This is a genomic window from Streptomyces sp. NPDC091271 (assembly GCF_044757505.1).
GTDB lineage: Bacteria > Actinomycetota > Actinomycetes > Streptomycetales > Streptomycetaceae > Streptomyces.
Window position 1 is genome coordinate 106,216 of record NZ_JBIVVD010000008.1, and the last position, 12,171, is coordinate 118,386.

A 12,171-nucleotide genomic window follows, 5' to 3' on the forward strand; every position below is an offset into this window, starting at 1 on the left:
GGTGACCACTGCCCGCACTCTCACAACAGCGCGAACTGCCCCTCCGGGCCCTCCTCCTGGTGATCCAGCACGGACGCGGGAAGCCGGGCCGGCGCAGGGACGGGGAGCACCCCGGCCGTGTGCAGCCCGTCCCTGGTGAGGACCTCCGCCTCCTCCAGCCGCTCCAGCAGTGCCTGTTGCCGGGGCCGCAGCCCGGCGAGCAGCGCCAGGACGGTGATCAGCTCCAGCAGCTCCGAGGTCCGCTCCTGCGGCCAGCCGCGCGGCCCCACCGCCGCGAGGCCCTCGCCCGCCGCCGTGCGGCGCTCGAACCACAGCTCCAGCATCCGCACCCCGCTGACCCGGAACTCCCAGGCGCCGGCGGGAACGGGTGAGACGCGCCCCTCGCCGACGACGAGCGTCTCCTCCTCGGCCTCGTAGCGCAGCCCGTCGGGCCGGGGCGGGATCGCGGCCCGCACATACGGGCGCCGGCCGCCCGGCAGCCGCGGGCGTTCACCGCCGCGTGTCCCGCGCAGCTGCAGCCGCAGCAGCTCCTGGCCGAGCTCCACGCCCCGCTCCCACAGCGCGCCGTCGGCGGGCAGCGGGACGAGCGGCCCGGCGGGGGAGGGGCGGGCGGCGGCAAGGGCCCAGGCGAAAACGGATCCGGCGGTGACCGGCACCCCGTAGCGCGCGGCCAGCTCGGCGGTCAGGCCCGGTGCGAGATTGGGCTCCAGGCCGCCAGGCCGCCGGTAGAGCGGCCGTATCCGGCCGGGCCGCCCCGCGGGGGAGTGCCCGTCGGGCAGCAGGGTGGTCGCGGAGAGGGCGGGGCCGCCGTCCTGGGGCACGTATCCGTGCTCGACGGCGAAGAGCTGGTGCCCGTCGGCGACCCGCCACAGCTCGGGGCGAGCCGCGTCGAGCAGCCGGTGGTCGGGAATCAGCCACTGCTCGTCGAAGGGCCCGTGCGCGATCCGTACCGGTTCGGGATACGGCCCGGGCTCCCGGGCGAACGCACTCGTGCCGGTGGACCTGCCCGGCAGCGCCGCGGCCGGGGTCAGTGGCGTACGGGAGCGGCTGGGGTGGAACAGCCGTTCCTGCTCGGCGCCCTCCGCCCGTGCCAGCAGGTCCCAGCGGGCCCGGAGCGAGGAGGCGTCGGGCGCCGTCACCCAGGGGCGTCCCGGTCTCATGGGGCGCACCGACCAGGGCATGAGGTCGTCCAGCAGCGGGAGCGCGTCGCTCCCGCCGGTTCCGGCCGCCACCCGTGCTGCCACCGTGTCGTCCTCCCCCTCGCCACGTCCGCCGCCCCCGGCATCGTAACGGCCTCCCCCGTGACGACCGCCCGTCGCGCGGCCCCGCCGTCAGTGCGCCTCGACGGTCACGGAGAAGGAGAAGCGGTCACCCCGGTAGCGGATACGCGCCACGTCCACGACCGTGCCGTCCTCGTCGTACGTCACGCCCGTGTAGTGCAGGATCGGGCTGAGCAGGGGGACCCCGAGCAGCTCCGCCGTGACGGGGTCGGCGAGACGCGCCTCGACGGTGTCCGTGATCCGGGCGATGCGTACGCCGACGGAGTCACGCAGCACCTTCGTCATCGGCCACCGCTCCAGATCGGCCACGTCGAGCCGGTCGGCGATCTCCGGGCGCACCGCGTTCTCCGCCCAGTTGGTGGGCTCGCCCGTCGCGTCGTCGCAGCGGAGCCGCCGGTAGCTGACCACCTCGGGGCAGTCCGGGAAGAACTCGGCGAGATCGCCCGGAACGGGTGCCCGGCCGTGGCCGAGCACGGTCGTGCGCTCGCCCGACTGCTGGGCGACGATCGCGTCGATCGAGCCCAGCAGCCGGACCGGCGACACCCGCCGGGCGCGCGGCTCGATGAACGTGCCGCGCCGCCGGTGCCTGCTGATCAGCCCCTCGGTCTCCAGCTCCTTGAGGGCCTGGCGCATGGTGAGGACGCTGACGCCGTAGTGCAGTGCGAGCTGTTCCTCGGTGGGCAGCCGCGTCGAGGCGTCCTGGGGACGGCCCAGTATGGAGGCGCGCAGTGACTGCGAGACCTGGTACCAGAGGGGCAGCTTCCGGTTCAGCACCAGGGAGTCGGGGGCGAAGCCGGGCGGACTCGCCTCGTTCACCTGATCCATCTGGTTCACCCGAGCTCTCTGCGGTGCGGTCTCACGGCCGGAAGTTGCGGCTCAGACCCTGCCACACGTCGTCGTACCCGCGCTGGAGACGGTCCGTCCCCGCGGCCTGCGCGGTCGCCGTGACCGGCCAGCGGGTCTCGAACATGAACGCCAGGCCGTCGTCGATCTTCTGCGGCTTCAGCTCCGCCGCGCTCGCCCGGTCGAAGGTCTCACGGTCCGGACCGTGCGCGGACATCATGTTGTGCAGCGAGCCGCCGCCGGGCACGAAGCCGCCCGCCTTGGCGTCGTACGCGCCCTCGATCAGGCCCATGTACTCGCTCATCACGTTGCGGTGGAAGTACGGCGGGCGGAAGGTGTCCTCGCCGACCAGCCAGCGCGGGGCGAAGACGACGAAGTCGACGCCGGCCAGCCCCGGGGTGTCGGACGGCGAGGTCAGCACGGTGAAGATCGACGGGTCCGGGTGGTCGTAGCTGATCGTGCCCATCACATTGAAGCGGCGCAGGTCGTAGACGTACGGCGTGTGGTTGCCGTGCCAGGCGACGACGTCGAGCGGCGAGTGGGCGTACGTCGCCGACCAGAGGTTCCCGCAGAACTTGTTGATCACCTCGACCGGGCCCTCGCGGTCCTCGAACGCGGCGACGGGCGCGAGGAAGTCCCGGGCGTTCGCCAGGCCGTTGGCGCCGATGGGCCCCAGGTCGGGCAGGACGAACGGCTGCCCGTAGTTCTCGCAGACGTAGCCGCGGGCGGTCGTGTCCAGCAGCTCGACACGGAAGCGGACGCCACGCGGGATCAGCGCCACATGGCCGGGCTCGGCCCGCAGCAGACCGAGTTCGGTGCGGAGCAGCAGGCCGCCGCGCTCGGGGACGATCAGGAGCTCCCCGTCGGAGTCGCTGAACACCCGGTCCGTCATGGAGGAGTCCGCGCTGTACAGGTGCACGGCCATGCCGGTGCGCTGCGTGGCGTCGCCGTTGCCGCCCAGCGTCCAGAGGCCGGTCAGGAAGTCCGTGCCGGGCGCGGGTTCGGGGAGCGGGTCCCAGCGCAGCCGGTTCGGGTCGGGGACCGTCTCGGTGAAGGGGGCGGTGCGCAGGGTGCCGTTGTCGATGCGGACGAAGGCGGGATGGGCGGCCGACGGACGGATCCGGTAGAGCCAGGAACGGCGGTTACGGGCTCGGGGTTCGGTGAAGGCCGAGCCGCTCAGCTGTTCCGCGTAGAGCCCGAGCGGGGCGCGCTGGGGCGAATTGCGGCCGTGGGGCAGGGCGCCCGGGACGGCCTCCGAACTGTGCTCGTTGCCGAAGCCCGACATATGGCCGAGATTCTCCGCCGCTTTCCTCGCCTGCTCGATGCCGCTCATCATGCGCTCCCGTTGGATGAGGAATCCCGTGGATCCCCTGACGAAGAATCCTATGGATCACCGTAGGAATCGAAACGTGGCCCGTCAACGGCATACAGGCATCATGGAGCCGTGTCCCACGCTCATACGAACCTCCGACGCGTCCCCGTGCAGCAGCGCAGCGCCGACCGCCTCGCCCGCATCCTCGACGCCGGCGCCGCGCTGCTCGACGAGACCGGCTACGAGCAGCTCTCCACCCGGGCGGTCGCCGACCGGGCCGGCGTGCCCATCGGCTCCGTCTACCGCTTCTTCCCCAACAAGAGGGCGCTGGTCGACGCCCTGGCCGAGCGCAACCTGGAGGTCTACGCCGGCCGGGTCGTCGCCAGGCTGGAGGCGATCCCGGAGCGGGAGTGGCGCGAGGCCATCGACGCCGTGCTCGACGAGTACCTGGCGATGAAGCGCTCCGTCGCCGGCTTCGCCCTCGTCGACTTCGGCCCTCCCGTGCCCGTCCCGGGGCCGCTCGACGCGGAGGTGAACCGGCGCGTCGCGGGGCGTCTGACGGAGCTGCTCTCCGGGCATCTCGGCCGGGGGCGCGACGGGGCCGCCTCCGACGCCCGCCTCGTCCGCACCGTTCTGGTCTGCGTGCAGGCCGCCGACGCCCTGCTCCAACTCGCCTTCCGTGCCGACCCCGAGGGGGACCCGGACCTGATAGCGGAGACCCGGGTCCTGCTCCGGGCCTATCTCGCGGGCGTCCTCGAATAGCGGCGCGGGGCGGCGGACCGATGGGCCGGAGAACGGCGGGACCGACGGGCCGGAGAACGGCGGGACGAACGGCTCGGGGGCGGCGGGACAACGGGTCGCGCCAGAGCCTCGCCAGCATCCGTACCGGTCGGTATGCTCGGTTCGCCGGGAGCCCGCGCCCGCCGAGCGCGCCGCGGGACGCCGGATCACGCCCGCGCGCCACCGCTGCCGCCGCCCCGGGGAGGGCCCATGTCCCACGAATCCCGTACCGCTCTGCGTGTCTGCCCGCTCTGTGAGGCCACCTGCGGACTCACCCTCTCGATCGAGGGGACCGAGGTCACCGGTGCCCGTGGTGACCGCGAGGACGTGTTCAGCAAGGGGTTCATCTGCCCCAAGGGCGCCTCCTTCGGGGCACTCGACGCCGACCCGGACCGGCTGCGCACCCCGCTCGTCCGCACGGACGGCGTCCTGCGCGAGGCGACCTGGAGCGAGGCCTTCGACGCGATCGCCGCGAAGATCCCGGCACTGATCGGGGAACACGGCAAGCAGGCCGTCGGAGTCTTCCTCGGCAACCCCAACGTGCACACGATGGCGGGCGGGCTCTACCCGCCGCTGCTGCTGTCCACCCTCGGCACCCGCAACGTCTTCACCGCCAGCACCCTGGACCAGATGCCCAAACACGTCTCCAGCGGACTGCTCTTCGGCGACGCCAACGCCATCCCCGTGCCGGACCTGGACCGCACCGCACATCTGCTGCTGATCGGCGCCAACCCGCTGGAGTCCAACGGCAGTCTGTGCACGGCGCCCGACTTCCCGGGCAAGCTCAAGGCGCTCCGCAAGCGCGGCGGCACCCTCACCGTCATCGACCCGCGCCGCACCCGCACCGCCCGCCTCGCCGACCGGCACGCCGCGATCAGGCCCGGCACCGACGCCCTGCTGCTCGCCGCGCTCACCCAGGTCGTCGTCGAGGAGAAGCTCGCCGACCCCGGAGTGCTCGCCGAGCACCTCGACGGTTACGACGAACTGGGCGAAGCCGTCGCGGACTTCACCCCCGAGGCGGTGGCCGGGGCCTGTGGCCTGGACGCGGACACCATCCGGGAGATCGCCCGCGAGCTGGCCGCCGCCCCCTGCGCGGCCGTCTACGGGCGTATCGGCAGCTGCACCGTGGAGCACGGCACCCTGGCCAGCTGGCTCGTCGACGTGCTGAACATCCTCACCGGCAACCTCGACCGCCCCGGCGGCGCCCTCTTCCCGCTCTCCGCCACCGGCCGCGCCCCGCGCGCCGCCGGGCCGGGGAAGGGCTTCTCCCTCGGCCGCTGGAGCAGCCGGGTCTCCGGGCACCCCGAGGCCAAGGGAGAACTGCCCGTCGCCGCGCTCGCCGAGGAGATCGAGACACCGGGGGAGGGCCGGATCCGGGCGCTGATCGTCATCGCGGGCAACCCGGTGCTCTCCGCGCCCGACGGGGACCGCCTGGACCGGGCGCTCGCCGACGGCCTCGACTTCATGGTCAGTGTCGATCCGTACCTCAACGAGACCGCGCGTCACGCGGACGTCGTGCTGCCCCCGCCGCCGCCCTCGCAGAGCGCCCACTTCGACTTCGCGTTCAACTCCCTGGCCGTCCGCAACCAGGTCCGCTACAGCGGCCCCGCCGTGCCCCTGGAGGAGGGGCGGATGGACGAGAGCGAGATCCTCGCCCGGCTCGTCCTCGCCGTCGGCGGCAACCACGGCGCGCCGCCCGAGGCCGTCGACGACCAGGTGATCACCACCACGATCGCCAAGGCGGGGCTCCCCGAATCGCTCGCGGCCGACCTGACCGGCAGCACCGGGGCCGAACGGCGTCTCGACCTGATGCTGCGCCTCGGTCCGTACGAGCTCACGCTGGAACAGCTCCTCGCGCGGCCCCACGGGATCGATCTCGGCCCGCTGGAGCCGCGCGTTCCGCAGGTGTTCAGGACCCGCAGCGGCCGCATCGAGCTGTTCCCGGCGCCGATCGCCGCCGATCTTCCCCGGCTCCGCGCGTCGATGGGCGCGCGGCCCGACGGGCTCGTCCTCGTCGGCCGCCGCCACCTGCGGTCCAACAACAGCTGGATGCACAACGTCGCCGCGCTGCGTGGCGGCTCGAACGTCTGCACCTTGCAGATCCACCCCGACGACGCGGCCCGGATCGGACTCGCGGACGGCGACACCGCCCGGATCACGGCCGCGGGCGGCGAGGTCGAGGCGCCCGCCGAGATCACCGACTCGGTGCGGTCCGGGGTCGTGAGCCTCCCGCACGGCTGGGGCCACAGCCGGCCCGGCACCCGCATGTCGGTCGCCGAGGCGGATCCGGGCGTCAACGTGAACCAGCTCCTGGACGGCACCCTCCTGGACCCGCTGTCCGGCACCGCGGTGCTCAACGCCGTCCCCGTCTCCGTAGCACCGACTCGTTGACCTGGGGTTTTGCTCGTATTGCTCACACGTCAACATCTTGTTAACGCTGCTTCAGGGCCCCTAACGTCATCCGGACCGCCGGCACCGGTGAGAGTTCAAAGGTGAACGTTAGGTATCCCATATGTTGACAATCCTCGGCTTTGCCATGATCGCGACCTTCCTGGTCCTGATCATGATGAAGAAGATGTCGCCGATCGCGGCGCTGGTCCTGATCCCCGCCCTGTTCTGCGTGGCCGTCGGGCAGGGCGCGAAGCTCGGTGACTACGTCATCGAAGGGGTCGGCACCCTCGCGCCGACCGCGGCGATGCTGATGTTCGCCATCGTCTACTTCGGCGTGATGATCGACGTCGGCCTCTTCGACCCGATCGTCCGGGGCATCCTGCGCTTCTGCAAGGCCGACCCGATGCGGATCGTCATCGGGACGGCCCTGCTCGCCGCGGTCGTCTCGCTGGACGGCGACGGCTCCACCACCTTCATGATCACGGTCTCGGCGATGTACCCGCTCTACAAGCGGCTGAAGATGAGCCTGGTCGTGATGACCGGTGTCGCCGCCACCGCGAACGGGGTCATGAACACCCTGCCCTGGGGCGGCCCCACCGCCCGCGCGGCCACCGCGCTCAAGGTGGACGCGGCCGACATCTTCGTCCCGATGATCCCGGCTCTCGCCGTCGGCCTGCTCGCCGTCATCCTCCTCGCCTGTGTCCTGGGCCGCCGCGAGCGCAAGCGGCTCGGCATGCTCACGCTCGACGAGGCGCTGGTCACCGAGCCCGAGACCGTCCTCGTCGGCGCGGGCGGTGGCGACCGGCTCACGAAGGCCCCGAAGAGCACCGGTGGTGCGGGCACCGCGGGCGGCACCGAAGGGACCGGCGCCGAAGACGGGGACGAGGACGAGGAGTTCAAGGGCCTCGACCCCGACCGGTCCACGCTGCGCCCCAAGCTCTACTGGTTCAACGCCGGCCTCACCGTCGCCCTGCTGGCCTCGATGATCCTGGAACTCATGCCGATCCCGGTGCTCTTCCTGCTCGGCGCGGCCCTCGCCCTCACCGTCAACTTCCCCCACATGCCCGACCAGCGGGCCAGGATCGCGGCCCACGCCGACAACGTGCTCAACGTCTCCGGCATGGTCTTCGCCGCGGCCGTCTTCACCGGTGTGCTGACCGGCACCGGTATGGTCGAACACATGGCGGACTGGCTCGTCGGGGCGATCCCCGACGGCATGGGCCCGCACATGGCCATCGTCACCGGTGTCCTGAGCCTCCCCCTCACGTACTTCATGTCCAACGACGGCTTCTACTTCGGAGTTCTGCCCGTGCTTGCCGAGGCCGGCGCCGCACACGGCGTCTCCCCCCTGGAGGTCGCCCGCGCCTCCATCGTGGGACAGCCGCTGCACATGTCGTCCCCGCTCGTGCCCGCCGTCTACGTCCTGGTCGGCATGGCAAAGGTCGAGTTCGGCGACCACACCCGCTTCACCGTCAAGTGGGCCGTGCTCACCTCGCTGGTGGTCCTCGGCGCGGGAATCCTCTTCGGGATCATCTGATGCCTCCGGAACCACGGCCCGGCAGGGGCTGGCTGCTGCGCCTCGTCATCGCCTTCGCCTTCGCGCAGGGGGCGGTGTCGATGGCGCGGCCCGCCGTCTCCTACCGGGCTCTCTCGCTGGGCGCCGACGAGCGCGCGATCGGCGTGATCGCCGGTGTGTACGCGCTCCTGCCGCTCTTCGCCGCCGTACCGCTCGGCCGGCGGACCGACCACGGGCGCTGCGCTCCGCTCCTGCCCGTCGGGGTCGTCCTGATCGGCGGCGGCTGCGCGCTCAGCGGCACCGCGGGCTCGCTCCCGGCGCTCGCCGCCTGGAGCGGGCTCATGGGCCTCGGCCACCTCTGCTTCGTGATCGGCGCCCAGTCGCTCGTCGCCCGGCAGTCCGCCCCCGCGGAACAGGACCGCAATTTCGGCCACTTCACCATCGGCGCCTCGCTCGGCCAGCTCGTCGGGCCGATCGCCGCGGGCTGTCTCATCTCCGAGCGGGACGGCGCGATGGCCCGTACGAGCGCCCTCGCCCTGCTGGTCTCGGCGGCCGTCGCCGCCGTCTCCTTCACCTCCCTCTGGCGCATCGAGCACCGCAGGACCGCCGGCCCGCCCCGCAAATCAGCCGAAAAGGTGCCGGTGGGCAGCATTCTGCGCACCAAGGGGGTCCCGGCCGGCATCTTCGTCAGCCTCGCCGTGCTCTGCGCCACCGACATCCTCACGGCGTATCTGCCGGTGGTCGGCGAGCACCGGGGCATCGCGCCCGCCACCGTCGGCCTGCTGCTCAGCCTGCGGGCCGCCGCGACCATCGCCTGCCGGCTCGTCATGACACCGATGCTGCGTGCGGTCGGCAGGACGGCCCTGCTCTCCACGACCTGCCTGCTCGGCGGCCTGCTCTGCGCGGCCATCGCCCTGCCCGCCCCGGTGTGGGGCCTCGCCGTGATGCTCGCCGTGCTGGGCTTCTGCCTGGGGGTCGGCCAGCCCCTCTCGATGACCACCGTCGTCCAGGCGGCCCCCGAGGCGGCCCGCTCCACCGCGCTCGCCCTCAGGCTCACCGGCAACCGTCTCGGCCAGGTCGCGGCCCCCGCCTCGGCCGGACTGATCGCCGGGGTCGCGGGCACCGCCGCGCCGTTCGTGATGCTGGGCGCCCTGCTCGTCGGGGCGGCGGGGCTCGGGCTGCGGGGCGGCGGCGGAGCCGGGGCGGCAGGCGCGGATCCGGCGCCCGGTCCGGCCCCCGAGGCCCCGGCTCCCCGTACCGAACGCCCCCGCGCCGAGCGGGATCCGGCCTGACGCGATCCCGGGTTCCGGCACACTCCGTCCCACCCGGGACATTCCCGGCCCCGGCGTGCGAGTGTGGCCGTCGGCCGTGCGTGACCTGTGTCTCCAGTAGTTCCCTGGCGCCAAAAAACTAACAGCGCTAGTTTGGGGCCGGGACGGCATCCGTCCGTACGACGCACGGCTTCGGCGGCAGGCACAGCGAGCCCGGGAGGAACAGCCATGAAGGCGCATGACGGGATGTACATCGGCGGGGAGTGGCGGCCCGCCTCGGGCCAGGACACGATCGCGGTCGTGAACCCGGCGGACGAGCAGGTCATCGGACACGTCCCGGCGGGCACCGCCGAGGACGTCGACGCCGCGGTGCGCGCCGCGCGCGCCGCGTTCCCCGGCTGGGCGGCCACCCCGCCCGCGGACCGTGCCGCGCGGATCGCCGCGCTGCGCGACGTGCTCGCCGCGCGCAAGGACGAGATCGCCGAGACCGTCACCGCCGAGCTCGGCTCGCCGCCGGCGATGTCCCAGGCGGTGCACGCGGGCGTACCGGTGCTGGTCGCCGGTTCGTACGCCGAACTCGCCGCCTCGTACTCCTTCGAGGAGAAGCTCGGCAACTCCACCGTCCTGCTGGAGCCCGTCGGCGTCGTCGGCGCGATCACGCCCTGGAACTACCCGCTCCACCAGATCGTCGCCAAGGTCGCCCCGGCGCTCGCGGCGGGCTGCACCGTCGTCCTGAAGCCCGCCGAGGACACCCCGCTCACCGCGCAGCTCTTCGCCGAGGCCGTCCAGGAGGCGGGCGTGCCGGCCGGCGTCTTCAACCTGGTCACCGGCATCGGGGCGGTCGCCGGGCAGGCGCTCGCCGAGCACGAGGACGTCGACCTGGTCTCGTTCACCGGATCCACGGCCGTCGGCAAGCAGATCGGCGCCACCGCGGGCGCGGCCGTCAAGCGCGTCGCGCTGGAGCTCGGCGGCAAGTCCGCCAACGTGATCCTGCCCGGCGCCGACCTCGCGAAGGCCGTCAACGTCGGCGTGGCCAACGTGATGGCCAACTCCGGCCAGACGTGCAGCGCCTGGACCCGGATGCTCGTCGACTCCGAGCGGTACGAGGAGGCCGTGAGCCTCGCCGCCACGGCCGTCGCCAAGTACGTACCCGGCGAGCGGGTCGGCCCCGTCGTCAACGCCAAGCAGCAGGCCCGGGTGCGGGGTTACATCGAGAAGGGCGTCGAGGAGGGTGCCCGCCTCGTCGCGGGAGGCCCCGAGGCGCCCAAGGACCAGGGCTACTACGTCAGCCCCACGGTGTTCGCCGACGTCACGCCCGGCATGACCATCGCGCAGGAGGAGATCTTCGGCCCGGTCCTCTCGATCCTGCGGTACGAGGACGTGGACGACGCCCTGCGGATCGCCAACGACACCGTCTACGGGCTGGCCGGCGCTGTCTGGGGCGCGGACGACGAGGAGGCCGTGGCCTTCGCCCGCCGCATGGACACCGGGCAGGTCGACATCAACGGCGGGCGCTTCAACCCCCTCGCGCCCTTCGGCGGTTACAAGCAGTCGGGAGTGGGCAGGGAGCTCGGCCCGCACGGCCTCTCCGAGTACCTCCAGACCAAGTCCCTGCAGTTCTGATCCCCACGCCGATCCACCGAGGAGTCTGTTCGTGGTCCGCGCCGCTGTACTGCCCGCCGTCGGAGCTCCCCTGGAGATCACCGACATCGAACTCCCGGAGCCCGGCCCCGGCCAGGTGAGCATCTCTCTCGCCGCCGCCGGTGTCTGCCACTCCGACCTGTCCCTGTCCAACGGCACCATGCGACTGCCCGTCCCCGCGGTCCTCGGCCACGAGGGCGCCGGGACGGTGCTCTCCGTCGGCGAGGGCGTCACCCACGTCGCCGCCGGCGACCCGGTGGTCCTCAACTGGGCGCCGTCCTGCGGGGCGTGCTTCCACTGCGGGATCGGCGAGGTCTGGCTCTGCGCCGACGCCCTCAAGGGCGCGGCCAACGTCCACGCCCGTACGGCCGACGGCACCGAGCTCCACCCCGGCCTGAACGTCGCGGCCTTCGCCCAGGAGACCGTCGTCGCCGCCAACTGCGTGCTGCCCGCCCCGGCCGGCATCCCGCTCGACGACGCGGCCCTGCTCGGCTGCGCGGTCCTCACCGGCTACGGGGCGGTCCACCACTCCGCCCGGGTGCGCGAGGGCGAGAGCGTCGTCGTCTTCGGGATCGGCGGGGTCGGCCTCGCCGTCCTCCAGGCCGCCCGTATCGCCGGAGCGTCGAAGATCATCGCCGTGGACGTGTCACCGGAGAAGGAGGAACTCGCCCGCCGGGCGGGTGCCACCGACTACATCGTCGCGTCCGACACCACGCCGCGCGCCGTCCGCAAGCTCACCGGCGGCCAGGGCGCCGACGTCGCCGTGGAGTGCGTGGGCCGGCCCGCCACGATCCGCGGAGCCTGGGAGTCGACCCGGCGCGGCGGCCGCACCACGGTCGTCGGCATCGGCGGCAAGGACCAGCAGGTGACCTTCAACGCCCTGGAGATCTTCCACTGGGGCCGCTCCCTCACCGGCTGCGTCTACGGCAACAGCGACCCGGCACGCGACCTGCCGGTGCTCGCCGATCACATCCGCGCCGGACGGTTCGACCTCTCCATGCTGGTGACGGAGCGGATCTCGCTGGACGGCATCCCGGCGGCCTTCGACAACATGATCGCCGGCAAGGGCGGCCGCGCGCTGGTCGTCTTCTAGACACCGGCCGCACGGGTGCGGGGCCGTGGAAAGCACGGCTCCGC

The 12,171-nt window shown here is 72.8% G+C and carries 9 protein-coding genes; 6 read left to right on the forward strand and 3 right to left on the reverse strand.

All coding sequences use genetic code 11. The features are described 5' to 3' along the window. Positions 1–20: 20 nt before the first annotated feature. The 3 genes from ACIQM3_RS30270 to hmgA form a co-directional block, all read right to left on the reverse strand. Positions 21–1,244, reverse strand: coding sequence for a type ISP restriction/modification enzyme (locus ACIQM3_RS30270; RefSeq protein ID WP_401630010.1), 1,224 nt, complete (start codon positions 1,242–1,244; stop codon positions 21–23). A gap of 87 nt (positions 1,245–1,331) precedes the next feature. Continuing rightward, the gene (locus ACIQM3_RS30275) at positions 1,332–2,105 is read right to left on the reverse strand and encodes a GntR family transcriptional regulator (protein ID WP_401630012.1); all 774 of its coding nucleotides are present in this window, start codon (positions 2,103–2,105) and stop codon (positions 1,332–1,334) included. Positions 2,106–2,136: 31 nt separating this feature from the next. Then, complete coding sequence (gene hmgA, locus ACIQM3_RS30280) at positions 2,137–3,456, reverse strand: homogentisate 1,2-dioxygenase (protein ID WP_401630014.1); 1,320 nt, start codon at positions 3,454–3,456, stop codon at positions 2,137–2,139. 111 nt (positions 3,457–3,567) lie between these two features. Between hmgA and ACIQM3_RS30285 the strand changes: the two genes are divergently transcribed. The 6 genes from ACIQM3_RS30285 to ACIQM3_RS30310 all read left to right on the forward strand — a co-directional run bounded on the left by ACIQM3_RS30285 (position 3,568) and on the right by ACIQM3_RS30310 (position 12,127). Beyond that, positions 3,568–4,197: a TetR family transcriptional regulator gene (locus ACIQM3_RS30285; RefSeq protein ID WP_401630016.1), complete on the forward strand. Its 630-nt coding sequence runs from the start codon at positions 3,568–3,570 to the stop codon at positions 4,195–4,197. A gap of 228 nt (positions 4,198–4,425) precedes the next feature. Further along, positions 4,426–6,606 carry a molybdopterin oxidoreductase family protein gene (locus tag ACIQM3_RS30290; protein WP_401630018.1) on the forward strand — a complete coding sequence of 727 codons (2,181 nt, stop codon included), beginning with the start codon at positions 4,426–4,428 and terminating at the stop codon, positions 6,604–6,606. 121 nt (positions 6,607–6,727) lie between these two features. Next, positions 6,728–8,143 (forward strand): CitMHS family transporter, encoded by a 1,416-nt coding sequence (locus tag ACIQM3_RS30295; RefSeq protein WP_401630020.1) that lies wholly within the window; start codon positions 6,728–6,730, stop codon positions 8,141–8,143. Next, entirely contained in the window at positions 8,143–9,414 is a 1,272-nt protein-coding gene (locus ACIQM3_RS30300; RefSeq protein ID WP_401630022.1) for an MFS transporter, read from the forward strand. The genes ACIQM3_RS30295 and ACIQM3_RS30300 overlap by 1 nt, the downstream gene beginning before the upstream one ends. A gap of 207 nt (positions 9,415–9,621) precedes the next feature. Beyond that, positions 9,622–11,016 (forward strand): aldehyde dehydrogenase family protein, encoded by a 1,395-nt coding sequence (locus tag ACIQM3_RS30305; protein ID WP_401630024.1) that lies wholly within the window; start codon positions 9,622–9,624, stop codon positions 11,014–11,016. A 31-nt stretch (positions 11,017–11,047) separates the two neighbouring features. Beyond that, positions 11,048–12,127, forward strand: coding sequence for a Zn-dependent alcohol dehydrogenase (locus ACIQM3_RS30310; protein WP_401630026.1), 1,080 nt, complete (start codon positions 11,048–11,050; stop codon positions 12,125–12,127). Positions 12,128–12,171 lie beyond the last annotated feature (44 nt).

Bases quoted from the DNA above. Each gene is read 5' to 3' on its own strand.
- ACIQM3_RS30300 (WP_401630022.1), top strand. From the start codon at position 8,143: ATGCCTCCGGAACCACGGCCCGGCAGGGGCTGGCTGCTGCGCCTCGTC.
- hmgA (WP_401630014.1), bottom strand. From the start codon at position 3,456: ATGAGCGGCATCGAGCAGGCGAGGAAAGCGGCGGAGAATCTCGGCCAT.
- ACIQM3_RS30275 (WP_401630012.1), bottom strand. From the start codon at position 2,105: ATGGATCAGGTGAACGAGGCGAGTCCGCCCGGCTTCGCCCCCGACTCC.
- ACIQM3_RS30295 (WP_401630020.1), top strand. From the start codon at position 6,728: ATGTTGACAATCCTCGGCTTTGCCATGATCGCGACCTTCCTGGTCCTG.
- ACIQM3_RS30290 (WP_401630018.1), top strand. From the start codon at position 4,426: ATGTCCCACGAATCCCGTACCGCTCTGCGTGTCTGCCCGCTCTGTGAG.
- ACIQM3_RS30305 (WP_401630024.1), top strand. From the start codon at position 9,622: ATGAAGGCGCATGACGGGATGTACATCGGCGGGGAGTGGCGGCCCGCC.